The sequence below is a fragment of the Planctomycetaceae bacterium genome (assembly GCA_041398825.1).
Lineage (GTDB): Bacteria > Planctomycetota > Planctomycetia > Planctomycetales > Planctomycetaceae > F1-80-MAGs062.
In genome coordinates this window covers 227,404-252,084 of record JAWKTX010000006.1, presented here as the reverse complement: position 1 = coordinate 252,084, position 24,681 = coordinate 227,404, and the positions used below count along the sequence as shown (strand labels likewise).

At 53.9% G+C, this 24,681-nt stretch carries 18 protein-coding genes; 10 read left to right on the top strand and 8 right to left on the bottom strand.

The window, feature by feature from the left end; genetic code table 11:
• Positions 1-73 precede the first annotated feature (73 nt).
• The gene (locus R3C20_12980; GenBank protein ID MEZ6041414.1) at positions 74-793 is read left to right on the top strand and encodes an ATP-binding cassette domain-containing protein; all 720 of its coding nucleotides are present in this window, start codon (positions 74-76) and stop codon (positions 791-793) included.
• Positions 790-3,159, top strand: coding sequence for an ABC transporter permease subunit (locus R3C20_12975; protein ID MEZ6041413.1), 2,370 nt, complete (start codon positions 790-792; stop codon positions 3,157-3,159). Before R3C20_12980 ends, R3C20_12975 begins: the two co-directional genes overlap by 4 nt.
• A 183-nt stretch (positions 3,160-3,342) precedes the next feature.
• On the opposite strand, the gene R3C20_12970 is transcribed toward R3C20_12975, so the two are convergent.
• From R3C20_12970 to R3C20_12960, 3 genes are all read right to left on the bottom strand, one after another.
• Positions 3,343-3,633 carry a hypothetical protein gene (locus R3C20_12970; protein ID MEZ6041412.1) on the bottom strand — a complete coding sequence of 97 codons (291 nt, stop codon included), beginning with the start codon at positions 3,631-3,633 and terminating at the stop codon, positions 3,343-3,345.
• On the bottom strand, positions 3,630-4,088 hold the full coding sequence (locus R3C20_12965; GenBank protein ID MEZ6041411.1) for a hypothetical protein: 459 nt from the start codon (positions 4,086-4,088) through the stop codon (positions 3,630-3,632). Before R3C20_12965 ends, R3C20_12970 begins: the two co-directional genes overlap by 4 nt.
• A gap of 92 nt (positions 4,089-4,180) precedes the next feature.
• On the bottom strand, positions 4,181-5,689 hold the full coding sequence (locus R3C20_12960) for an arylsulfatase (GenBank protein MEZ6041410.1): 1,509 nt from the start codon (positions 5,687-5,689) through the stop codon (positions 4,181-4,183).
• A gap of 264 nt (positions 5,690-5,953) precedes the next feature.
• Between R3C20_12960 and R3C20_12955 the strand changes: the two genes are divergently transcribed.
• The gene (locus tag R3C20_12955) at positions 5,954-7,408 is read left to right on the top strand and encodes an MATE family efflux transporter (GenBank protein MEZ6041409.1); all 1,455 of its coding nucleotides are present in this window, start codon (positions 5,954-5,956) and stop codon (positions 7,406-7,408) included.
• Here R3C20_12955 and R3C20_12950 read toward each other — a convergent pair.
• Positions 7,400-8,713 carry a hypothetical protein gene (locus tag R3C20_12950; protein ID MEZ6041408.1) on the bottom strand — a complete coding sequence of 438 codons (1,314 nt, stop codon included), beginning with the start codon at positions 8,711-8,713 and terminating at the stop codon, positions 7,400-7,402. The two genes, R3C20_12955 and R3C20_12950, sit on opposite strands and share 9 nt — an antisense overlap.
• Before the next feature lie 693 nt (positions 8,714-9,406).
• On the opposite strand from R3C20_12950, the gene R3C20_12945 reads away from it, so the two are divergent.
• Entirely contained in the window at positions 9,407-9,640 is a 234-nt protein-coding gene (locus R3C20_12945; protein MEZ6041407.1) for a carbon storage regulator, read from the top strand.
• A gap of 61 nt (positions 9,641-9,701) precedes the next feature.
• Positions 9,702-11,915, top strand: coding sequence for a S41 family peptidase (locus R3C20_12940; protein MEZ6041406.1), 2,214 nt, complete (start codon positions 9,702-9,704; stop codon positions 11,913-11,915).
• Between the two features lie 202 nt (positions 11,916-12,117).
• On the opposite strand, the gene R3C20_12935 is transcribed toward R3C20_12940, so the two are convergent.
• Positions 12,118-14,088, bottom strand: a complete 1,971-nt coding sequence (locus tag R3C20_12935) for a diguanylate cyclase (protein ID MEZ6041405.1) — start codon at positions 14,086-14,088, stop codon at positions 12,118-12,120.
• A 527-nt stretch (positions 14,089-14,615) separates the two neighbouring features.
• On the bottom strand, positions 14,616-15,437 hold the full coding sequence (proC, locus tag R3C20_12930) for a pyrroline-5-carboxylate reductase (protein ID MEZ6041404.1): 822 nt from the start codon (positions 15,435-15,437) through the stop codon (positions 14,616-14,618).
• Between the two features lie 228 nt (positions 15,438-15,665).
• Between proC and R3C20_12925 the strand changes: the two genes are divergently transcribed.
• The 3 genes from R3C20_12925 to ispD all read left to right on the top strand — a co-directional run bounded on the left by R3C20_12925 (position 15,666) and on the right by ispD (position 18,565).
• On the top strand, positions 15,666-16,916 hold the full coding sequence (locus R3C20_12925) for an aminotransferase class V-fold PLP-dependent enzyme (protein MEZ6041403.1): 1,251 nt from the start codon (positions 15,666-15,668) through the stop codon (positions 16,914-16,916).
• A gap of 111 nt (positions 16,917-17,027) precedes the next feature.
• The gene (locus R3C20_12920) at positions 17,028-17,765 is read left to right on the top strand and encodes an RraA family protein (GenBank protein MEZ6041402.1); all 738 of its coding nucleotides are present in this window, start codon (positions 17,028-17,030) and stop codon (positions 17,763-17,765) included.
• Between the two features lie 59 nt (positions 17,766-17,824).
• Positions 17,825-18,565 (top strand): 2-C-methyl-D-erythritol 4-phosphate cytidylyltransferase, encoded by a 741-nt coding sequence (gene ispD / locus R3C20_12915; GenBank protein MEZ6041401.1) that lies wholly within the window; start codon positions 17,825-17,827, stop codon positions 18,563-18,565.
• 87 nt (positions 18,566-18,652) lie between these two features.
• Here the strand turns inward: ispD and R3C20_12910 are convergent, their stop codons facing one another.
• The gene (locus R3C20_12910) at positions 18,653-19,861 is read right to left on the bottom strand and encodes a methyltransferase domain-containing protein (protein ID MEZ6041400.1); all 1,209 of its coding nucleotides are present in this window, start codon (positions 19,859-19,861) and stop codon (positions 18,653-18,655) included.
• A 156-nt stretch (positions 19,862-20,017) separates the two neighbouring features.
• Positions 20,018-21,397: a 6-phosphofructokinase gene (locus tag R3C20_12905; protein MEZ6041399.1), complete on the bottom strand. Its 1,380-nt coding sequence runs from the start codon at positions 21,395-21,397 to the stop codon at positions 20,018-20,020.
• A gap of 570 nt (positions 21,398-21,967) precedes the next feature.
• Between R3C20_12905 and R3C20_12900 the strand changes: the two genes are divergently transcribed.
• Positions 21,968-23,848 (top strand): thiamine phosphate synthase, encoded by a 1,881-nt coding sequence (locus R3C20_12900; protein ID MEZ6041398.1) that lies wholly within the window; start codon positions 21,968-21,970, stop codon positions 23,846-23,848.
• Between the two features lie 354 nt (positions 23,849-24,202).
• A complete protein-coding gene (locus tag R3C20_12895; GenBank protein ID MEZ6041397.1) occupies positions 24,203-24,664 on the top strand; it encodes a phosphoribosyltransferase family protein in 462 nt (153 codons plus the stop codon).
• Positions 24,665-24,681 lie beyond the last annotated feature (17 nt).

Below are 24,681 nucleotides of genomic sequence, written 5' to 3'. Positions count from 1 at the left end.
AGACTATACCAACGTCATCGAAGGATTTGTTGCCGTTCGGTTCGCAGGGCCCAAAGTGATCACAGTCAATGATTTGACCAAAACATTTGGAGAAGGGAATACAACGGTCCGCGCCGTCGATTCACTTTCCTTTTCCGTGCCGCCAGGAGAAGTCTACGGACTACTCGGGGCAAATGGCGCCGGCAAGACAACGACCCTTCGAATGATTATGGGACTGCTGTCACCCACATCAGGGGATGTCGAGATCCTCGGACAGCATGTTTCAGTCCATCCGGAAAGAATCAAGAGGCAGCTGGGACTCGTCTCCGCAAGCGCTGGGCTCTATCAATGGCTGACGCCTCGCGAGTTGCTGGAATTCTTCGCCGGTGGCTTCGGCCTCACCCGTGCCGAATCGAAAAGTCGTGTCGGGGTATTGGCGGAGCTCATGGATCTGGGCCGATTTCTGGACCGACGTTGCGCAACTCTGAGTACCGGTCAGAAACAGCGAGTCAATCTGGCCCGGGCGCTTGTTCATGACCCTCCAGTCGTTCTGCTGGACGAACCAACGCGTGGTCTGGACGTCGTGGGTTCTCAGGTTGTCTTTGAATTCGTTCGAACTCTTCGGATCGCCAACAAATCGGTTGTCGTCTGCACGCACCAACTGGATGAGGCAGAACGGCTGTGCGATCGGTTTGGATTGCTGCACAGGGGACGTTTGCGGTACGAAGGCACCCTGAATGAATTACACGACGCGACAGGCCGCTCGACAATTGTCGAAATGTTTGTCGACATGCTCAGGGAGCAGTCCCCTTGAATACTCCGGATGATCTCAATGTTCACGGCCATCGCGACGAGCCGGCATCCGCCGAGAATCGAAGACCAGATTACGAATCGGCAGTGGCGCACAATTCGTTCTGGGATCGCGCGGGGTTACTGGTCCGGAAAGAGCTGCGGGAAACGCTCCGTGATCGTCGCACGATCATTACACTTCTGGCCATGCCGATCATCCTCTACCCGCTGCTGGGTATGACCTTTCGGATGCTGGCAGTTTCCCGCCTCACGTCCCGGAATGGTCCGCCTCAGTACACTATTTCTGTCGGAAGTGATGTCGAAGGTGTCTGGCTGCAATCCGCGCTGGAAATCGGTAAGGAAATGATCGATCTCCGGCGACGCGGTTCTGCGAATGAACAGTTCGATCCACCAAATATGGCAGACGCAAACGCTGAGCCTGCAGTTCGATCGGATGCAGAATTCCATGAGGATTCTCCCATGGACACTGAACCTGTCATTGACCTTGCTTCAGCCGATCCGGAGCCAGAGCTTCATATTGTTGTCGCTGATGAACACATCCATTTCGATTTGGAGGAGACGGTTGCATCCGGGGAGACCGATCTGTCTGTGCAGGTGGAATTCGACCAGTGGTCCGGGATTGTCGAACCCCTGCAAGATGCGAACGTCACTGTTTACTCCAACAAGAGATCAGCCATCAGTCGTGAAGCTGAACGACTGCTGGAAGAAAGGCTGGCTGCAGCTAATCTTTTCCACGCCGTCAACGTAGCACGCCGGTATAACGACCGCCTGCGTCTGCCCGTGCGCTTTTCAAACAGAACAGTGGAATCAACTCAACAAACACAGGGGTTTCTGGGGCTGCTGCCACTGGCATTGTTGCTCATGACTGTGACCGGTGGCGTGTACCCGGCGATTGACCTGACTGCAGGAGAACGCGAACGCGACACCCTGGAAACGCTCATTGCCCTGCCGATTCCAACCGTGCATTTACTGATGGCCAAATACATCGCCGTGTTCGTCGTAACGATGCTCACCGGAGCGATTAACCTGGTCGCAATGACGGCAACCGTATATGCCCTGCGCATGGAAACACAACTCTTCGGGAGCGAGGGCATCAGCCTGAAGCTGGTGATTTCGCTGCTTTCAATCCAGATCGTCTTCGCGTTGTTTTATTCCGCCGTGTTGCTGGCAATTACCAGCACCTCGCGCAGTTTCAAAGAAGCTCAGGCATTCCTGATTCCTTTGATGTTGATTTCGATCGCCCCGGGACTGTCGATCCTGCTTCCGGGATGGCATCTGAGTGGCGCCATCGCAGTTGTTCCACTGGTCAATATGCTTCTTCTGGCTCGAGACGTATTCGAAGGAAACGCAATCCTGTTGCCAGGCGTAGCTGCAGTAGCTTCGACGCTTATTTATGCGGCAAGCGCCCTTGCTCTGGCCGCAAAATATTTTGGGCGTGACGCCATGGCCGTTGGCAGTCGCGGCAGCTGGGCCGATCTCTTCCGACGACCCGAATCAGAATCAAGCGGGCCAACATTTGTGGCTGCGATGCTGACGCTGGCAACAATGTTCCCTCTTTACTTCTTCGCCAATGGACTCCTGGGACGCAGCGCCGATGCCGTCTCTCCGAACGCGAGGCTGTTATTTTCCGGAACACTAACCGTACTGCTCTTCGCCGTTTATCCGGCGATCGTTGTTATGTGGCAACGATTTTCGTTCTCTGCAACGTGGCCCATGCTTCGAGTCACTCGCGGAAATCCAACGCTGGATCACCGAATCTCACTCCTTCTCTGGCCATTCGTGGCGATACTCGGAGTCGGGACCTGGCCGTGGATTTATGAACTCGTAATGACCACACAACAATTCGGCCTGGCACAGCTCGACCCCGCCCGATTGAAGCAGGTTGCCGAGATCCTGGAACGATGGCGTGCTGTCCCGCTCGCTTTAATGATTATCTGTCTCGGTGTGCTGCCAGGCGTTTGCGAAGAATTGTTCTTCAGGGGTTTCCTTCTCTCCGGATTGAAGAAAGCCATTCGTCCCTGGATGGCCATCATCGCCTGCGGCACGATTTTTGGGGTGTTTCACGTCATCGCGGCTGAAGGAGCAACGCTGGAACGCCTGTTGCCAAGTACGGCACTTGGCTGCCTCCTCTCCTGGATCGCGATCCGAAGCGGCAGCGTTCTGCCTGGATTGGTGATGCACGTCCTGCACAATTCCACCCTGTTGGCACTAGCACATTTTCGAGATGAACTTGCCAATCTGTCACTGGGAGATATTCAGGCGGAACATCTTCCAACGAAGTGGCTGGCAACCTCTGCGCTGTGTATCGTCATTGGAATTGTCGGAGTCTGGTCGACAACCAGAGTGAGACATTCAACTTCAGAAGCTTGAGGCTTTGAGAACGCCTTGCATCCACTATCGAAAGTCGGCGGGAAACCCCGGCATTTCTGAACGTGTCCGACTTCGTGAGCTTCAGTTTCAGGTACGGTCAGCATCAGGCTTCATCCTGGAAGCCGATGAATCTGTGACAATCCCCCGGGTGACGTGCGATGTTTCGATGCAATTCCCGGCGATTTATTCGATACCAGAATCGTCCGGTGATTCCGCAGCGACAGATTCGTGGTCAAGAGAAGTTTCAGTCGTCCGCGCAGCGTCCAGTTTAACGACATACGGATAAAGCCATTTGCCCCAAATGAAGTACTGTGCCACGAAAAACAGGAACAGCACCACCATGACGCCAACCATCTGAATCGCGCCGGGGATGATGATCGAAATGAGACCCACAAAGGCCGCCCCCATAACCAGCAAAAGCATGATTGCCAGGGTTACTGTCGGCGGTCGATTTGAGACAGGGTGTCGATTCACACGAGTTCTCCAGCCTCGACCATGTCTGATAATGCCGAGTGTCTGGCTTCCATACCTTGTTCGAGTGACTCGCGAAGCCGTTCTTCAGTCAGAAGAAATCCCAACATGCCCCCGGGTGGCTCGAATGTGAATGTGTCAATCAACTTCATCTTCCCGGTTTCGACCAGCTCATAATTCTGGCGATGTTGCCACGATCGCATTGGTCCTTCAATTTGTTCTTCGAAGATCTCTGTATCCGAGATATGGGTATAGACATGGATGGAACGATGTTTGAAGCCAAATGAGGTGACACGAAATTCAATCCGCTCATTCACGGTCACGACTTCCGGCGCAGAGATAATTTCAAGCTTGAGCTCCGGATCACTGACCCGCGGAAGATTCGCAGGCGTCCCCAGGAATGCCCGCACGGCGGCAAGCGAACAGGGAAGGACAATTGAAGAAGAAAACTCAGCCATAGAGCGGAACTTTAAAGTATTCAGCGTGAATGCAACGGTAGGATTGTAGACAAGCAATCCAAATTCGGGCCGCCGAATGGCAGACCACCCGGTTACTCCCAGTTTGGAATTCCACCGGATTTTAGCTGTGCGCGATACAGTTCGTGGAACGGTCGAGTTGGCGACATCGGTGCGGATTCGTTCACGAGCAGCGGTTTGGTGTCCTTCCACCACTGTTCATAGAACTTTCGGAATTCGGCCACCACTTCGGGGTGTTGGTCAATCACGTTCCTGGTTTGTGACGGATCGACTTTCATGTCAAACAATTCCTTGTTGTTTACGAATCGGTATTGTTCGTTCCTCAATGAAAACCGTTCCCACTGATGATTGTCCGGGTTATCTCCTGTTTTCCAGCGACAAACGTGGGTGACAAGAGTGCGATCGCTCCATTCCGCTTCCGGGTCCAGCATCAGGGGCAACAGATTTCTGCCTTCCACTTGTTCTCCGGGCACATCCACACCCGCCAGCGCGGCCAGCGTCGGGGCGATATCGATATGTGCCGCAATGCGTTCGACCTTTTGTCCGCCTTTCAGATGACCATCCCAGCGGACAAAGAACGGCACACGCACTCCACCTTCATCCGGCGACCCTTTCAGACCTCGCATATCCGCGTTGTACGGCAGCATCTTTGTTCCATCTCCGGCGGTGCCCATGGCTTGTCCGAGTTTTCCTGAACCGCCCCCCGTCATTCCATTGTCGGACATGAAGATGACCACGGTATTCTCGAACAGCTTCCATTTGTCCAGTTGATCAAGCAGGCGGCCGACGTTGTCGTCGATGTTTTCGATCATTCCATAGAATCCTGCTTGTTGCTCCGTAAATCCCGCATCGAGAAATCGCTTTTTACTCGACTCCGGCGCCAGAAATGGCCCGTGCGGAGCATTGGTGGCAAGATACGCGAAGAACGGCTGATCCCGATCCTTCGTTTTCTCAATCCAGCCTAATGCAGCCCGGAAGAATACGTCTGTGCAAAACCCCTTCGTCTTCACGAATGATCCGTTGTGACGGATCACGGGATCGAAGTAAGAATTGTCAGGCGCGTCCGCACAGCTGCAGTCATAGGCCTGACCGATTCCCCCAGCGCCGTGGATAAAGGCCTCATCAAAACCACGATTGTGGGGCTGATAGGGTTCTTCGTCCCCCAGATGCCACTTACCGAAAATGCCTGACGTGTATCCGGCTTTCTTAAGCATCTGAGGCAGGGTGACTGCATCCAGGGTCAGGCGTTCTCTTTCAAGGATTGTGTGCGTAATCCCGTTTCGCATTGGGTGACGACCAGTCATCACCGCTGAACGAGTTGGGGAACATGTGGGACTCACCAGAAATCGATCGAATCGAACACTGGAATCAAACATGCGATCCATGTTGGGAGTTTTCAGCCAGGGATGGCCATGGCGTCCAACGGGACCGTAGCCCTGATCATCTGTGATCACCAGGATAATGTTCGGACGACTCCCTTCGAGCTTGCTCTGTCCTGCGGCGAAATCTGATGCCAGGGGAGCACACACTGCAATAACTGCAGAACAAAGCAGAATTCGCATTCCGTGATGGTGACGGTTCATATACGGTTCCTAACGAGTTTGCCTTGAAGAGTATCAGCGATGTTAATGGTCCGGTTTGTTCATTGTTGAAAACTCGGCCATCGACTTTAGCAGCTTTTGCACGGATTTACACCCGGTCCATGAATTATGAGCGTCGGCCGAATCGAGGCTGCTTGAGATCGGCAGGAGAATCCATCAGACTCCGCGTCCAATTATCTCACGCCATTCTCCGCGACTGCAACAATTGCCCTGCAGCTTCGCACATCCCAGCGATCCCGGCCCCGAATGTCGCCAAAGAGTGATCAGCCCACCGAACTGCCAGAAGCCAGAGACGCTGCGCCGGGAAGCATGCTGGAGTTGCTGCGAGTCGCCGTTCCACTGGTACTCAGCGCTGGCTCGTTGTCGCTGATGAGCGCTGTCGATCGAATCCTGCTCACCGGATATTCTGCCGATGCACTTGCCGCAGTCACTCCCGGTTCGATGCTGCACTGGACAGTCGTTTGCATCCCCATGGGAACGATTCTCTACGCGAATACGTTTATCTCTCAGTTTGACGGCGCCGGACTACCGAATCGGATGGCATCCTCGCTCTGGCAGGCCATCTGGCTCGCCATCGTTTGCGGTCTGCTGATGGTGGCACTGCTGCCGTGCAGCCGAATGGTCTTTGAAGTCAGCGGTCAACCATCGGCAGTCATTTCGGAAGGGTCGGTGTATTTCAATACTCTGTGTGCCGGAAGCAGTATCCTGCTTCTCTCCATTGCACTCAGTTGTTACTTCAGCGGCCGCCGCAGAACATCGGTCGTGATGTACGTAAATATGCTGGGCGTCGTTGTTAACTTCGTCCTGGACTACCTGCTGATCTATGGAGTCGGGCCCTTCCCGGAACTCGGCATTCGAGGCGCGGCTATCGCCACGCTCATCGCAAGGTGCGGTGATATCATCATCTATTGCTTCCTGATTCACCGATCGGTCCGAAGGACAAACTTCCCACTGCTCGCGCATTGGCGTCCCAACTTTGAATTACTCGCAAAGTACTTTCGCTACGGTTTCCCCAGCGGACTTCATTACTTCGTGGATAACTCGGGGTTTACGATCTTTCTACTGATGATTGGCAACCTTGGGCGCGACGCTCTGGCATCGACCAACCTGGCATTCAGTGTGAATGGTCTGATTTTTGTCCCGCTCCTCGGATTCGGGACGGCGATTCAAACCATTGTTGGCCACCATCTGGGCGCTGGACTTCCGGATGCGGCGTCAAAGACCACATGGAATGCGGTCAAACTGGGCATCGGCTGGACCGGCGTCACGAGCCTACTGCTGCTGACGATTCCCGAAGTTGCTTTGATGCCCTTTTCGGCCTTCGCTCAGGAGCGTCCGGCCGCAGCGGCAGCACTTGATGAACTGACACCGTCGGTCATCCTTCTGCTTCGGTTTGTCGCGTTCTACTCCGTGTTCGATGCACTTGCCGTGATCTTTTCCTCGGCACTGCGTGGAGCTGGCGATACCGTCTATCCGATGCTGTTGACCATGGGGTCCAGCTGGCTGATCATGGTCGTACCCGCATGGTACTTGTCACGCCAGCCCACCACGACCCTCCCGCTGCTTTGGTGGACCTGTGCGCTGCACATTTCGTTTGCCGGAACGGCAATGTTCGTTCGCTTCCAAACCGGGCGCTGGAAGCGAATTCACCTGGTTGACTGTGCAGCGCCGGAATCCGGCAGCACCGCGACCTCAGATTGAATTCAGTTCGTCCGGCTTTGGAACAACCGGTTTCCCGGTTTCGACCGTCGCCCCGCAGTTGCCAGTCGCACAGCCGCCAGTTGAGCAACCGCCCCCAACGCATGGCGCACACATTGCTCCGCCGCAGACAGTTTCCGGGACCATGTAACAACGAGTGTAGGGAACCTGCCTGACAACCTGCTTCGCGACCATCCGCGTGCACGTGGCTTCCACTTGTCGTGGAACCGTCTTGCAAACGCGCTGTGTGGAGGTGTATGGCACTCGTTTCGTGACGCAATAAGGAACCTGTCGCGTCTGAGTCTCCGATACCATTTTGCAAACCGTGTAAGGAATCTGCCGCGTCTTTTGCTCTGTCATGATGCGACACGTCCGATAGGGTATTCGCTGAACTTTCGTTTCTGTCTCCATACGGCACACACGATAAGGAATTCGCTGAACCAGCTCCTTTGGCACCATTCGGGTCACCTGAACGGGCACAGTTTTTGTAACGGTCTCCGGAACGTATCGCGTCACCTGCACTGGACAATTCTGACGAACCACCTGTGGTACCATGACTGTGTAGGGGACCTGTTGTTCGACGACGCGAGGACACCAAACACGGCGGGCGATCTGCCGAGGCGGACATTGGGTCATGCAGACACTGGGGCCACATGGTCCACACACGATTCGAGGCAGCACCGGACCGGGAATGCATTGAGTTTGAGTGACCCAGCTACCGGTCATTCGTCGTACGCAGCGAGTTTTAGTTTCAGGACGCATGACTGTGTAGCAGCGTTCCTGCTGCACGGTCTCTGTCACACACTTCATTACGGTTTGCTGGTAGGTCTGTTGAACAGTCTCGCAAACAGGCTGCATCACCGTATATTTCTGCTCTCTCACATGTTCTTCGAAAACCGGTCGCTGAACAACATATTCATGGTCACGGTACTGGGTCTCATAGACCGGCCGCTGAACACAATACGTTTCCTCACGGACAGCTGTCTCGGTAACAGGACGGCAAACAGTGTAGGTTTCGTCTCGGTAGGCAGTTTCAGTCACGTTGCGGTAGCACGTTTGCTCGACGTCTTCGTAGACATTCTCGTACACCGTCCGCATGACTTTGTACTGCTCAGGCTCGTAAACCGTCTCGCAAACGGAACGGTAGCAGGTTTCGCTCATCACTTTACACGTGGTGTAGCACGACGCCGGAGCGCAGGCCGTCGTTGGGCAGCATGAATAAGAGGGCACACCACAAAGTCCCCCCATTGCCGTTCCGGACACAAACAGGAGTGCTGCCACGCCAGAGAAAATGATTTGCAATCGCATCTGTTGAACCTCCGCCCTCGATTCGGAAGTCCGCAAATCCGTTCGCGGAACTATGGCACTCAGTAGCTGGGCCTCGTTTGCTATTAGACCGTTGTTGTTTGGCTTCACCAAACCCAATCACTGCTGAGTTGTTGAAAAATCCCGGGTGGTCTTTTGAAAGAATCCACCTGCGTAAGAATCCTAAACCACAGAGCGCAGGATGCGGTGGCAGGCTGGGGAGTCTGAGGCAAACTCCTGCGTGCAAAATGTCAACATCCGCGCACGACCATACTTAGCGCTCTGGGCATTAATTCAACCACGTTCCGCGCAAATGTTCCCAGCGCAACACAACTACTGCACTTCAGCATTCGGCCAGCGCTTCGGCACATGGCACACGCGGCTTGAGGAAATTTCACTGTCGCGATGCGGATTGTCGATTTGACAATGCGTCGGCGTGTCCGCTGCGGGATCATTGAAATGTTTTCCACGCAGGTTTTGCTGAACCATCAAAGATAACTCAATCGCTACCAACTAACACACAACATAAACCCAATGGCAGCAGCGTGTTACAGCGGTGCAGATATCTTTTGGCCGAAATGCATCCGAATTGGCACACCGTTGGCAATGTACTTATCACAGTGACGACGAATGCACTCAACTACTGGAAGCTGAGTGTCAGAATGAATCAGAACACATCACAGGAGGTCTGGGACAATGTTAGTACTGACACGAAAAACCGAAGAAACAATCCGAATCGGCGATGACATTGTTATCAAAGTGACACGGATCGGAAATGGAACGGTCAAGCTGGGGATTGAGGCTCCGATCAATGTCCGCGTGCTTCGCGGCGAACTGGCTGCTGTTGAAAAGCCCGTCGCCGCACCAACAGTCTCGCTCCCCGGATTTGGTTTCGGTGTGCTTTCAGACCAGTTTCCGCACGTTGCCTAACCTCCTTCATTATCAAGTTTTCCCAACCTAGACAGTCTCAACAAATTCAGGAGAAATGGACATGACGGCCTTAAATCAAATCACACGACTTGCCCTGGTATCGATGCTGAGTTTCTGTGTTCCAGCAGCCGCCCAGTATCGGGGCTACACGAGTCCGACGGGTGCGTACGACAACAATACAAATAATTACCTGAGCACGCCGGGCTACAACTGCCCCAATGGGCAGTGTGTTCCTCGGTATGACAGCGTGGATCGGCCTGCAGCGTCCAATAATTGGATGCCGGAAATCAGAGACATGCAAAGTGATCTCGATACATGGAGATCACCAAATGCTTCGTCTGGCAATCCCTTCCACCGGGCTGCCGGATATCGGGGGACCAGCGGCGGGGAGTTTCCTGAACTGCCGGTGAGTTACTCTTCCGGTGCAGCAAACGGATATGGGAATGGTCGAGAGCTGGATTGGAGAAATCGCTACGGCACACCAATCAATGATGGATACGATCGAGGTCTGCAGGATCCCTTCCGGGGACTGAATCGCGGTCGGAACAGCGACGCCGATCCATTCGGTTCGGGCGTAGGCCATCGACAGACTCGGTACCGAATTCCTCTGGATCGGAGCAATCCGGACGGTTCACAGTTTGATTCACGCGACTGGAATCAGCCACAGTTGAGTCGTGATCGATTTATCGGCCCCGCGACACCATCGTACGAAGACAGATACTCACCAACACCGGGCCGCGATCCGTTTGTGCCAGCTCCAACACCCATTGGTCGCATGGACGATGAGGCTGATGCTATCAACAAGTTAATCTCCTCACGATATTCGAACCCAGTAAATATTCGAGCGATTTGGGCGATGTCCGCCAGCCAGGCCACAAACCTGTTCGCGGAAGTTTCACAAAGAATTGATGAGCGACATCTGCAGCCAACGTCCTACGATGTGCGAGTCCGTCGAGCATTACGAAACCTTGTCATGGCACTCGACAATCCCGCTTTTACACAGTCTCTGGGGATCTCCTCGGATTCGTTTCGCCTTGATGGTTTCCGGAACACTCTGTCCAGCATGGCTGGTTCCATGCGAGTTTCAAACCAGTCCGATGCCCGCAATGTTATGAACACAGTCATGCAGCAGGCACAGACAGTTCCCGGACTTTCACCAAACGTCGTTGCCTTTGAGTTTGCAAATGCCAGCATCGACACTCTTGATAAGTTTTCAGGAATTGAACCCAAAGATCCTGCGGTACCAGGTGCCGCCGTTGAAAAGGAGACGCGTAACGCATCGCTCGAAGATCAGATTGTTGGTGTTGGAGTTGAAGTGAAAGAGGACCAGCGCGGACTGCTGGTTGTGAAATCTCTGCGGGGCGGACCTGCTGAAGAAGCCGGCATCCAGTCGGGTGACGTGATTGTCAGTATTGATGGACGTTCTATCGAAGGCGTGCCTATGGTCAACAGCGTCGATCTGATGAAGGGCTCTGCTGGCAGCAGCATGGTGGTTCGCATCTATCGAAGCGGTAAAGGGGAAAAGAACTTCTCACTCGTCCGTCGCTCAATTCGAGTCTGGACTGTAAACGACACACGAATCCTTGATGGCACACAGATTGGTTATCTGAGCCTGAGCCGTTTTGCTCAGAATTCAACCGCCGAACTGGATCAGGCACTTTCTGAACTGCATTCGCAGGGAATGAATTCTCTGATCATTGATCTTCGAGGTAACCCAGGCGGACTGCTGACGACTTGTGTGGAAATCAGTGATCGATTCCTGCCCTGTGGTACGATTGTCTCAACGAAAGGTCGGCTGAGCACGGACAACATGCTCGAACAAGCCACATGGTCGAGGACCTGGAACACTCCACTCGTGGTGCTGGTCGACGGAGACAGTGCAAGTGCAAGTGAAATCTTTGCTGCAGCCGTGCAGGAGAATCAGCGTGGTGTAGTTGTGGGTACAAACTCGTATGGTAAGGGAACTGTTCAAACGCACTTTCCACTCAACTCAATCAGTGGGAATCTTCGCCTCACAACTGCGAAATTCTATTCCCCCAATGGTCGGGAGATGGCCGGTCAGGGAGTCAAACCCGATGTGCGAGTGGAAGACGCGGACGGTGTTGCGAATGGCGACAAGGTTCTGATGCAGGCCGTTCGGATTGCTCAGAGTACACAAGTGCAGGAAATGGCCAAAGCAGCTGGAACCTGTCGCACCGGACAGCCATCTGCCGCACGAAGTTCATCACTTGAGAACTTTAATGACCCAGCCCATATCGTGACAGCGGTTCGCTAAACCGAAAGCCGATCACCGGCACGGATGGACCAGGATGGTCCGTTCCGGCTACTGCCGCGGATTTAATTTTCGAGATCTCAAGAGGAGAACCTGATGTCACCACCAGAATGGGTGTCAGCAAGTCTGAAACCAAAAATAAAACCGGTTGACTGAATACCATGGTATCGGTCAACCGGTTTTGCGTTTGTTCTTCAGCGTTGACTTAAGACCCAAGGAGGTAAGCTCGCAATTCTCGGATCAGGATTCCGCAGCGTGTTGCAAACGTCGTCATATCCGGAGCCCGACCATGCGGAATTGCCGTGACAACCACGCGGCGCTGCGTTCGTGGCTTTCCATCAATCTTGCTGACGATCCGGGCGGATTCGAACTTCAGTTCAACATCCAGTGGCTGCCGATCCTTTGAGCCACCCCACCGCCGAGTGAAACCAAGAGCCCCCATGCGAAACTTAATGTTTCCATGGTCCTGATGCTGAATGATGACCTGATATTCACGGATGAACGCATGAAGCTTCATCGCGGTCAGTTCGAGTGAGGTGGCTACTTCAATCTGGTCGTTGAACGTAAACACGCCATTCACCGTGTTGAAATAGGGAGATTCCTCCTCCTGCGGCTCTTCCTCAACAGTCTCGTCCTGTCCTTCCCAACAGGTGCGGTTTCGTCCGGTTTCCTTCGCTCGGTAAAGGCAATTATCAGCTCGTTCCAGCAGAGTCTGCACGGTGTCACCCAGACGAGCAGTTGAGACGCCGAAAGAAGAGGTAACATTTAAGGTGCTCACCCCACCAATGGAACTCTTTTGAATCGCCTGGCGCAGACGTTCGGCTCGTCGAACAGTTGATGGCAGGTCGGTATCCGGGCAAAGCACAACAAACTCTTCACCACCGTATCGTCCGATGGATTCGCCAGAGTAGGTTTCGTGCTGCAGCAACCGCGTGAGATCGACGAGCACTTCATCACCTGTCTGGTGTCCGTATGTGTCGTTGATCCCTTTGAATTTATCGACGTCAAGAAAAATGACACTCAGATTCCGAGTGCCCTCATGCGCGTGAAAATCTTCCAGCAAGTGTCGCAGCTGAGTTTCCAACTGCCCTCGATTTGCAACACCGGTCAGAGCATCCCGCGTCGCAGCCAGTTTTAATTCTACATATTCGCGGCTTTGCCGCCGGACACCACTCTTGTTGCGAAGCAACTGAATCGCACCGAACGGATTGCCGGAGTGATCTGAAATTGGAATGGTATACACGTCGACTTTGAAGTGTCGGGATTCGCTGTTCTTCAGCAACTGGCTCGAAAACTGTGCGCGGTTGTTCTTCATGACCTGCCCGACAGCAGACTCATCCAGCGACGCCGGGGCGTCTTTATCTTCTGTCAGCGAACGCAACTGCACGTCGGTCGGCTGCCATGATCGACCAAGCATTTTATGCAGGGTATGCCCGGTCATTCCCGGCATTCCGTCACTCCAGATGCAATATCTGCCTCTGGAATCGAGCAGGAAGTAGCCGTCGTACAATTGCTGAAACTGGTACAGCGTATTGACCACCTGAGACAGCAATACGATGCTGTTTCGGAGTTCACCTCCCAAGTCGCCTGACGGTTCATTCTGCTGAAACGGTTCCGTATGCCGAAATAAGGTGTCGCCTTCCAGTTCGTACCATCGGGCCAGCGTTCTAACGACATTGCCGTCGTATCGACTGCCCGATTTTTCCTCGAGCACCGCCATCACTTCCTGGTGAGTCATCCCACGGCGGTACGGCTTGGCAGAATTAAGTGAATCGTAAGCATCCGCAACTGCCAGAATACGTGCTCCCAGAGGAAGATCCTGTGGGATCGCTTCCATGTCGACAACAATGCTTCCACCATCGAAATTGTGGTAAAGCATAGACAACATCGACACAACTGTGGGATGCGTCTGAAATGCCTGCAGGAGATTGACGGCCGCATGATGATGCAGAAGAACAAAGTCGTATTCTTCGCTGCTGAGCTTGCCTGGCTTTTTCAGGATGTGCTCAGGAATTCCAATCTTGCCGAGATCGTGAAGCAGCGCCGCGGTTTCCAGCTGACGTCGTTGTTCGTCATCCCAACCCAGAAGTCTCGCGACACCACTCGAAATGGCCGCGATACGCTGACAATGGGTCAGAGTCGAGGGGTCTCGCAACTGCATGGCTTTGAGCAGCATCGATAAGATCGACCGCGGAATGCATTCAATGTCACTACCATTGCTCTGCCGCAAAGCGTCATCTGAAATATGCAGAAGGTTCGAGAGAATCGCGCACGTATCCGTTGGGACGGCTGGGGCTAACCCCGCACATCCGCCAGAAAAAATGCTGGTACTCGACTTCGTTGCAGACAAGGTTTTGCTCGAATTGGCTGTGTCGACTGAGTTCACACGGCAGAACTGCCAGGTGCGGCATCAAATCAACAATTGACGATCGGTCGCTTCAAACAAATGTATGCCATTCTGAAACACGATGTCGGTAGATTGGTGAGAAACTCTAACGTCCGTTGACTGCAACAATCCTTAGATTCAGCGCATCTGGAATAGTGAAATCCCACCCATCGGATCAAACCGAATGAGCGCAGTAACTGGACATCGCTGACACATCGCAGCGTCGCGAATTTTCGTCCGGAGGATTCCGGACGTTTCATTAGGGGAAGGCCAGACAGCCGCACCTGCAGAAGTCAGCTCGATTTCCTGACTTCCATCTATCCGGCCCCCAGTTCTCTTGAGCGAACTGTTGACGCTTCCACGGCGTCCATTAATGCCGCGCGCAGCCCCCCCTGTTCCAGCGCATGAAGGGCCGCAATTGTGGTTCCGCCGGGACTGGTCACACCATCTTTTAATTCTGCAGGATGGCGGCCCGTACGAAGCACCATCTCTGCCGCACCTAATAATGTCTGAGCAGCCAGACGAGTGGCTGCAGCGCGTGGCAGTCCCACTTTCACTCCACCATCGCTCAACGCTTCGATGATCTGAAATGCATATGCTGGCCCGCTACCCGAAAGGCCTGTCACTGCGTCCAGAAGAGATTCCGGGAATACTTCGGCCAACCCGGCGGTCTGCAACAGAGTGGTGATCAGTTCCACGTCGCCTGGAGTCGCATGCTTTCCGGCACTGATTCCACTGGCACCTTTACCGACCAGGCATGGTGTGTTTGGCATCACCCGAATGACACGAGTTCCACTCGGCATTCGCGATTCCAGTTGCTTCAGGGGAATTCCTGCGGCAATTGAAACGACCAGATGATCCGGCGTTACTGAAGTCGACAGTTCCTCAAGGGCCGCAAACATGACCTGCGGCTTGACGGCGAGGAAAACAATGGTTGCATCGCTGACCACGTCGCCCATCACCCCCGATATTTTCACGCCGTCACCCACCGCAGACAGAAAACGCTCTCGTGCCTCCTCGGATGGATCGCAGGCACTGATTGCCGTTGGTAGGACGAAACTCCTGGCAAACCCGGACGCCAGCGCGGTTGCCATCTGGCCCGCTCCAATGAAGGCAATCTTCTCGTCGTCAAAGTTCATTTGCATCAATTTCCGTGAGACTTTTGGCAGCGGCGGTGGCAAATCTGTACTGAGTCCACTTCAGAACCCATAAACTCTTTCGGCATGCTACCGACCTGCATCAGGCTCGCAACTCAGTTTCGTAATCCACCTCTCATTGCCAGTAATGAAACAGTTCCGGTACGCGAGACATTTTCAGGAGTCCGATGAGATGAGCATTTCGCAATGATCGAGGAAGTAACGATCCCAATGACGCACGAGACAATCGAATCCGGATCCCGTACAGAACCGTCGACAAGTACAGAATCCGTTGAGCAATTGCGATCGTTCTGGAATCTGGATCCGGACACCGTTTATCTCAATCACGGATCTTTCGGGCCATCTCCTCTGCCCGTACAGAAAGCTCGAAACGAATGGACGGAAAGGCTCGAACGGCAGCCGATGCGATTCTTCTGTCAGGAGATGGAAGAACATCTGGAGATCACTGCCGCAAAGCTGGCGGGCTTTCTGCACACCAAACCAGAGCGACTGGCTTTGATTGACAATGCGACGGTCGCAATGAACGTCGTTGCAGATTCTGTCGTGCTGGGCGCCGGAGACGAAGTTCTTCTCACGGATCATGAGTATGGTGCTGTCCGAAACATCTGGAGCAGAAAATGTCAGAGTACCGGCGCCAGACTGCAGTCGGTAGAGATTCCGTTGTCCCTGGGATCAACCAGGGACAAAACAACGACGGAAGACTCCGAATCCGAAATTGTCGACGCCATCGAAAGACGAATCACACCCCGAACACGACTGATTGTTGTCAGCCATGTCACTTCGGCAACGTCCTGCATACTCCCGGTGAAGGCCATCTGCCGGATGGCACAGCGTCATGGTGTTCTGGTCTGCATTGACGGACCGCATGCCGTAGCCATGCTGGACATTTTCATGGAGGACATTGGTTGCGATTTTTATTGTGCCAGTTGCCACAAATGGCTTTGCGCTCCGTTTGGAAGTGGCTTTCTCTGGGTGCACCCACGGCACCATGGAAAAGTGCGTTGCCCGGTTGTCAGCTGGGGTGGCAGCATCGCCGGCCGAGCCGCTTCCTGGCAGGACCGCATCAACTGGCTGGGAACACGGGACCCGGCCGCCTTACTGGCAATTGGCGCAGCAATTGACTTCTTCACGCCAGAGCGACTTCAAACATTTCGCAGCCACGCACATCGACTGGTAACGATGGCACGCAGCGAGTTGCTGAAGCATCCGCACACCGGACCTTTCTTCAATCCCGCGCCTGATACTTACGTGAGCATGTGTGGCATGGAATTGCCGCAGCCTGATGGTTGGAAACCCGGATATCATGGGCACCCGGATCCCCTGCAGTTGTCGTTGCGAAAGGATTTCGGCATCGAAATCCCGGTAGCTTCGTGGAATGGACACCGATATCTACGCATCTCGGCGCATCTGTACACAACAGAGGCCGATATCAGGCGATTGCTGGAAGCGATTTCATTATGATTGTCGGCAGGACACGCGCAGCAAGATGAGTCGCCCCTGGCAGGATCGTTGTTGTCGTGGAATGGGACTCGTGAACTGATTCTGTACACATCTCTTCGAAGGAACAGTCGTGTGAGTGCGCTTTCCAGCAGCCAATTGAAGGAACTCCGTGAGTTCGACACGCCCACCATCTGTAATGCCATCGAGCTGTTCGATGTCAGGCCGCGAACATCCGGGTACATTAACTCCAGCATTCGCAGCTGTTTTCCGGAGATGCCCCCACTGGTGGGATACGCGCTGACATCCACATTTCGCGCGCAACAGGCCCCACCAGCTGGTTCTTCCTACGCTGGCATCGATGGACAGCTGAAGGCATTCGAAGCGCTACCTGGCCCACCTGTGATAATATTTCAGGATCTTGATGCACCGTCAGTTGCGGCAACGTTCGGTGAAGTGATGTGCACCACCTATCAGAACTTTGGAGCCGTCGGGCTGATCACCTCCGGCACAGGGCGGGACCTGGACCAGGTAAGAGCCATTGGTTTTCCTGTGTTTACCAGTGGAACCTGTTGTTCGCATGGATACTGCCACATCATGGATGTTGGCGTCGAAGTTTCAGTTGGTGGCACCACCATTCATCAGGGCACATTGATTCACGGGGATTGCAATGGCGTGACAACCATTCCACTGGACATCGCTTCAGAGATTGCTCAGGTCTGCCGCGAGCTCATTCTGGCTGAGAAGATTGTTCTGGATTACGTTCGCACTTCAGATAAATCGCCGGAAGGCTTTACGAAGGCGAGAATGGCAATGGCGGACCAGTTTTCTGCAATACGCAAACGCGTGTCACGCGCAGCATCCGATGCGTGATTCCAATCGTAAGTTCAGAACCATGCACATTTCGGGGATTTAGCTTCCAGGCGATCAGCATGTCAAAATTTGCCGTCATCCTTCCTGCCGCAGGGCAAAGCAGTCGATTCAGTGGGTTTCGAAGGAAAAAGCCATTCGTTGAACTGAAGGGACGCCCCGTCTGGGTCCGCACGGCAGAACATTTTGCAAACCATCCGGACGTTTGTCAGACCATTCTGGTCGTGAGCCCCGACGATATCGAATGGTTCAAAGAACAGTTCCGCGCGAACCTGGCATTCATGACACTGACACTCGTGGAAGGCGGGAAGACCCGTGCAGAAAGTGTAGAAAACGGATTGAAAGTGGTAGCTGATCAGGCTGAATTTGTCGCGGTCCATGATGCAGCCAGACCGTTACTGACAAAACAGTGGATCGACAGCGTTTTTGATGCAGCTCGAAAATTCGGAGCCGCAATTCCCGGATTGCCAATCAGCAGCACAGTGAAACGTCTGACACCGCGGAACAGCATTTCTGAGACGGTTGACCGGACCAGCCTCGTTCAGGCGCAGACACCGCAAGTTTTTAAGAAATCGCTGCTTCTGGATGCATATTCTGCCTGCAAAGACCTGACGGCGACCACAGATGATGCATCAGTCGTCGAACAATTCGGGCATGCAGTCTTCGTCGTCGATGGATGGCCCATGAACATCAAAATCACCACACCGGAGGACTTCCGGCTGGCGGAATTATTCGTCAACGCTTTGCCAACGAAGGGTGGGCTGAAGAATCTGCATCCTTTTTCCGATGACTTGTTCGGCTGAGCGATATCGTACGCCATCGGTGGGTAGCCCAGCCCGTATCATGGAGCGGAATGGCGGCCAATAATCAGCGTGACTCCACGTCTCTTATCATCGAGCGAACCCAACGGCCAGTACTTCCATGTGTTCCGAAAATGGAAACATGTCGAATGGCGTCAGTTGTTCGAAGCGATAGGTTCCTGAAAGCCGCACCAGATCCCGAGCCAGAGTCATGGGATTGCAGCTGGAATACAACACCATTGGTGCCGGCGTGCGGTCAAGTAACTGAAGGACCCCTTCATCAAGTCCTCGCCTTGGTGGGTTACAGATGACCGCGTCGAATGCTGAACCATTGCTGTCTGTCGAAAAGCTCGTCCGTGTCGCCTGGCAGGTCGCTGCATCAGCCACTTCAAAATGTGTTTCCAGGTTCTTTATGGCAACGGCAGATCGTTGGGCACAGTGAATGGAATCCTCGGAAATGTCGAATCCGTGTATCGACACGCCTCTGCCATCCTGATTCTGGCCGCCGATCGCCAGTAATGAAAACGCCCCGACACCACAATACACATCGAGCACCCGAGTACATCCGTGGGATTGCAGAATGTTGCGAGCTTCGCAGTACAACCGGGTCGCAACCGCATGGTTTGTCTGAACAAAACTCTGCGGTCCGTAATACAGCCCAACCGCGGAGGCTTCGTTGGAATCTGTGCTGGTCTGGTCTTCCGATAGCTGATAGAGAATCCGAAACTCACTTGAGTCAGAGATCGGGATTTCTGTATCACCGGTCAGCTGTGAAGTTCGACCAGGCTGCAGATTAACCGACAGCACATCCACCGATGACAGAACGTTGTCCCTGTGGCAGCGCCACAGGCTGCGAATACGATCGACAGCCTCGCGGGAACGAAGGACGAACTGAAGCATCATCCGCCCGTCCAGAGGAGAGACCGTGACGATGATATGCCGCAGCTCGCCTTTCCCTGTCGTAACCGACCAGGGATGCAGACGATATTCAGCAATCAACGGCTTCAGAGATTCAATGAGCCCGTTAATGCGAGGATGGTGCAGCGGGCACTGATCCACAGCCACAAGTTTTCGAGTTTGATCCAGAAAACCAAACTCCGGCGCCGCTATACTGCCACTGATGGCTATCCTGGCACGGATACGTGCCCCTGCGGCTTCACTGATTCGGAAGTCCTGAATGCGGACGTCAGGAAACAGTGCAGCCAGCGCGTGATGTTTGGTCGTCACCGTTTGGTGATAGGGTTTATCGAGTTGCGAGCAGGATCGACAAATCCCCTGCTGAAAATACGAGCATTGCATGGGCGGAGCTTAGCGGGATGCATCCTGTTGCGTAAACTCTTCTCAGGCGGAGATTCGTCGGCACTTCACAGAACCACCCAGACTCAATCCCGGTATCGCTTGTTCTGCAGAATCAGGAAGGGTTCACCGGGAGCCTCAACGTGGCAAGAAGAAGATCTACAGATATCGGATCCGTTTTCGAATATCTGTATTCACGCTTTGATAGCGGCTTGTCAGATTGCCAGGGTTGAACAGAGTCGCTCGACAGAATTCCATGTCGTCCCAGCCAATGGCATTTGTGAAGATTGGTTTCAGATAGTCGATCCCGAACTGGGACAAGTGCATTCGTCGAGCATCGTACATGCTTGGATGGACTTCTCGCGGATGAATCTCTCCCCACTGATCACGAAGTCTGTTGGCCGAAACTGAACTCACAGAAAACCCGTGGTCGCTTTGATACTGCAACGTTGCAATTTCGTTGCTGTACCCATTCATGAGTAGTTCGACGGCTTTGCCGCCGAGCTGGGAAGCATTGAAGCGATCAAACAGAATTGGCCGCCCTCCCCGTTGCGTGTGTCCCACTTTACGGGTGAATAGCGCAGAAGAGGCGGGTTCAAATGCCCGATTTTCAAGGAACATATCGTCACCGAGTCGCTTCGCCAGCATCTTCTGCAATGCATCCGCAGCGCCGCTGTAGCGAATGTTTCCCGCGGGATCGTAGGTTGGCATGGCAGCCCCGAGCTCGATTCCGTCCGCTGCCGCCGTAACGCCTTCGCCCACAACGATGACACAATGTTGTTGAACCGAGTAGATCTGTCGGACACGTCTTTCCAGTTCGTCCAGATTGAACTCCACCTCTGGTATCAGAATCACGTCAGCCTGACCGTAGGCCGACCCCAGAGCGATGTAGCCGGATTGTCGTCCCATAACCTCCACGATTGCAACGCGACGATGACTTTCTGCCGTCGTTCGAATTCGTTCCACACATTGAGCCACAACAAAAACAGCGGTTGCGTAACCCGGCGTCGCATAGTTAATGATGTCAGAGAGTCGCAGAACTTCCTGTCCACCGGTCCGACCTTCAATGTAGCCAGGGTGGTTCGCACAGGGCGTGCGTACCCATTCGTTTGGTTCATCGAGATAATTGAGCCCCAAATCATTATCGATTGTCTTGGGCGCCAGCACACAGGGCAGGAATTCAGCGATCGGCTGCATGCCATTGATCGTGCCGTCACCGCCGATGCAAATCAGTCCGTCGATTTCCAGTTTTTTAAGATGAATTCGTATGGTTTCCAGATGGTCGGTTGTGTCACGATCGATGTAGGTGCGTGACGAACCCAGCAGAGTCCCGCCCTTGCATGGGTCCAATTCCGGAATCGTTGTGAACAGCGGATTGAGATGAACGTGCGGCACGCGTGGATCGAGTAACCCTGCGTATCCCCGCTGGAATCCAAAGACGTCCACTCCGGCGGTATTCGCTCGCTCGACGGCACCGTAGATCGTCGCATTCAGGGCGGGAGTGTCACCGCCTGCCGTCAGAATTCCAATTCGCTTCATCACTGGGTTAACTCCTGACAGACACGCGGCATTCCAGGAATCCGCGGCCGTCGACCATCCAAAAAACAACGTTGAGGGCAGGGATAATACGACGTCAGGCGGCATGTCGACAACATCACCATCCCGCAGCCCTGATTCAGACGCCTGTGGCTTCGCGTATTCACATGTTGACTCTCCGAAACATAACGCTAAGTCGCATTCCACGCGAATTCCGAAGCCAATAGGGACAACACCCCAGGCCGACGAACAAGTGCATTCCGGTCGGAACGATTATCCAGGCAGTGGTTGGTTTCGGTGGCGCCAGAACCGTGTTAGGCTAGGCATCGAAAGAGGTTGGACCGGCTGATTCCAGAGAGGACCTGATAACCCCCAATCCTACACACATCGTCAAAACACGACACGATTTCCAGTCCGCCGAATCTGACTGTCCGTTGAAAAACCGGGACAGGCACGCAGGACGACTGGATACCATCGTGTTTTAAGGCCGTCTGCTCGAGCCCGTCCCGTTTTTCAGCAGGCTGCTAAGCTAAACTGATTCCACTTCATCACCAGACACAGCTCTATTCTGCAATGACAAGGTTTCCCAGCGATTCTCGATTAACCCCGGCATGTCGTCGAGTTGTCCAGAGATGCCGTCGGCTGGTTGAGGATACAGATGATTCTGACATCTGGTCCGGCCACCTACTGCTCGCATTGCTTCTGGATGAAAGTCTCGCGTCGGCCGGACTAACTCGCCTGGGTATCGACAGAAACTGGTTACAGGCAGGGCATCTCGGTGATGACGTCGCCACCACAGCGGCGATGCTGGGTATTGCAGATGGCAGTATGGCCTTTCCACCGGAGTTCTACGCGTCTGGCGACTGTCAGGACAACAGAGCAACCTCCACCGGACGGAATGCGGATGGTGCAGATCCAGTGACACTGGCCGAACTGGAATCACAGATCCGACAATTTGAGGCGCAGGATGATAACTCCGCTGCCACCCCTTCGGACGCCGTTCGGGAAACCACCGACCCGGACTGTCTGATTTCCATCATCGATCGGGCGATTTCAATTTCTCGACGCTGGCCTGGTGAAGATGGAGTTACGAGCAGCCACTTGCTGCTTGCGTTAGTCGAAGTAAGCGAGACTATTCGGAGAACATTCCAGAATCACGGAATTGAACTGACGGATATCACCAACGAACTGGGCCTTTCACATTCTGAAACAACAGAACGTCTGGCTGTCAGTGTCACTCTTTCTCTTGATGGCACGGCCCACAACAGCATCAAATCGTTCGATCACGATTCCGGAGCCCCAACGAACGCGCATCCGAACTTCATTCAGCCGTCACTCACATCTCCCCCAACAGTTGAGGCTGCATACGACGCTGTCTGGCGATTGATTGATGCGAATCTCAATCGTTGTCGAGAAGGATTTCGTGTACTTGAGGATCATTGCCGGTTTGTCGGCAACGACGCCACCGTCAGTCGCCTGCTCAAATCACTGCGTCATGAACTGGTCGCCGCCGAGCAGGAATTGCATCCGCGAGAGCAACTGCTCCGGTTTCGCAATACTGACGAAGATGTCGGAACCAGCATCACAGTGAATGGAGAGGCGTCTCGATCGACGGTTAACGACGTGGTGATCGCGAATTGTCGTCGCGTCCAGGAGTCACTTCGCAGCCTTGAGGAATTCGGTAAGCTGGTTTCGCCGAATTTTGCCGCGTGCGTCAAACAGATTCGCTATCAGATGTACACAGCAGAGATACAGATTCACGGAACTCTGCCTGCGTCTCATCGGGACTCCCCGGTCACTACTCGGATTGATCGACTGCATCGCTCTCAGTTGTATGTATTAATCACAGAAAAGTTCTGCCGTCTTCCCTGGAAAACGGTCGTTACACAGGCTCTGGAGGGAGGGGCCGATGTCCTGCAGCTCCGGGAAAAGAACCTCAACGACCGGGAACTCCTGAAGAGGGCCACGTGGCTGGTCAGCGCCTGCCGGGAGCATTCCGCACTCAGCATCATCAATGATCGCCCTGACATTGCCGTCGCATCCGATGCCGATGGAGTTCACGTCGGCCAGGAAGAATTGACGGTTGACGACATTCGTTTATTGACCCATCGTGACCGTCTGATTGGCGTCTCGACTCACAACATTTCACAGCTGGAAGAGGCTGTCGCATGCGGTGCTGACTACGCCGGCGTTGGCCCCACTTTCCCAACGGCCACCAAATCCTTTGAATCGCACGCAGGACTGGAATTTGTTTCGGCCGCTGCTCAGTGGTCAAAGTCGGTGCTTGCAGGCAGGCCTTTTCCGTGGTTTGCAATTGGAGGAATTACAGAAGCCAACGTGGCCAGAGTAACCGAAGCCGGCGCGGAGCGTCTTGCAGTGACGGGTGCCGTCGTTGCCTCTGAATCGCCGTCCGACGTCTGTGCGGCCTTCGTCAGAATACTCAAGGGGCGTTAGTCGAAGCCGTTCGCCTGGCAGTAACGATGTCGGGCTATGCAAATTGGTGGTACCTGAATGCGAGAACTAATGCACCAGTTGCTGGATGATTCGTTGCGGTTCATCTTTCCGCCTGTTTGCGTTTGTTGCAACCTGTCGTACGTGCCACAGACCGAAGGGACGGACAGTTTGTCTTTCTGCGGGGATTGCTCGGAGTCACTGCTCGCTCCAACTGAACATGCCTGCCAACGCTGCTCAGCGCGGATCGGACCGTTCTCAAAGGACGAAACCGGGTGCATCCATTGTCGCAGCCATCGATTCCATTTCCATTCGGTCACCTGCCTCGGCATGTACGAGGACCATCTTCGAAAGGTCATGCTCTCGGCAAAATGGTCGTTTACTTCCGTCCCGATCGTGGCACTCTCCAATGCTCTGATACGGAAACAGCGGACTGCACTCGAAGCAACGAATCCGGACCTGATTATTCCTATCCCTCAACACTGGCGAAAGCGTCTCTTCAGGCACTTCAATCCGGCATGGCTGATCGCAACAACAATTGCAAACAAGATTGGCGGAAAGTGTGACGCACATCTGCTGCGCAGATGCAGAACCACGAAGCCACAAAAACGAATGTCCATCTCTGCCCGTCGTAACAATCAGAAGGACACATTCGCACTTGTCGACGAATGGATGATCCGGGGAAAACGGATACTCCTTGTCGATGACGTCCTGACAACCGGTGCGACATGCTCCGAAGCAGCCAGAATTCTCAGGAATGCCGGCGCAGAAGAATGTCACGTAGCTGTCATCGGACGAGTCCTTGATCACTCGGCATAATCAGCAGGACCAGGTGC

Bases quoted from the DNA above. Each gene is read 5' to 3' on its own strand.
- R3C20_12935 (MEZ6041405.1), bottom strand. From the start codon at position 14,088: ATGCTGCTCAAAGCCATGCAGTTGCGAGACCCCTCGACTCTGACCCAT.
- ispD (MEZ6041401.1), top strand. From the start codon at position 17,825: ATGTCAAAATTTGCCGTCATCCTTCCTGCCGCAGGGCAAAGCAGTCGA.
- R3C20_12895 (MEZ6041397.1), top strand. From the start codon at position 24,203: ATGCTCTCGGCAAAATGGTCGTTTACTTCCGTCCCGATCGTGGCACTC.
- R3C20_12910 (MEZ6041400.1), bottom strand. From the start codon at position 19,861: ATGCAATGCTCGTATTTTCAGCAGGGGATTTGTCGATCCTGCTCGCAA.
- R3C20_12960 (MEZ6041410.1), bottom strand. From the start codon at position 5,689: ATGAACCGTCACCATCACGGAATGCGAATTCTGCTTTGTTCTGCAGTT.
- R3C20_12945 (MEZ6041407.1), top strand. From the start codon at position 9,407: ATGTTAGTACTGACACGAAAAACCGAAGAAACAATCCGAATCGGCGAT.
- R3C20_12905 (MEZ6041399.1), bottom strand. From the start codon at position 21,397: ATGAAGCGAATTGGAATTCTGACGGCAGGCGGTGACACTCCCGCCCTG.
- R3C20_12925 (MEZ6041403.1), top strand. From the start codon at position 15,666: ATGACGCACGAGACAATCGAATCCGGATCCCGTACAGAACCGTCGACA.
- R3C20_12950 (MEZ6041408.1), bottom strand. From the start codon at position 8,713: ATGCGATTGCAAATCATTTTCTCTGGCGTGGCAGCACTCCTGTTTGTG.
- R3C20_12900 (MEZ6041398.1), top strand. From the start codon at position 21,968: ATGACAAGGTTTCCCAGCGATTCTCGATTAACCCCGGCATGTCGTCGA.
- proC (MEZ6041404.1), bottom strand. From the start codon at position 15,437: ATGAACTTTGACGACGAGAAGATTGCCTTCATTGGAGCGGGCCAGATG.
- R3C20_12965 (MEZ6041411.1), bottom strand. From the start codon at position 4,088: ATGGCTGAGTTTTCTTCTTCAATTGTCCTTCCCTGTTCGCTTGCCGCC.
- R3C20_12940 (MEZ6041406.1), top strand. From the start codon at position 9,702: ATGACGGCCTTAAATCAAATCACACGACTTGCCCTGGTATCGATGCTG.
- R3C20_12955 (MEZ6041409.1), top strand. From the start codon at position 5,954: ATGTCGCCAAAGAGTGATCAGCCCACCGAACTGCCAGAAGCCAGAGAC.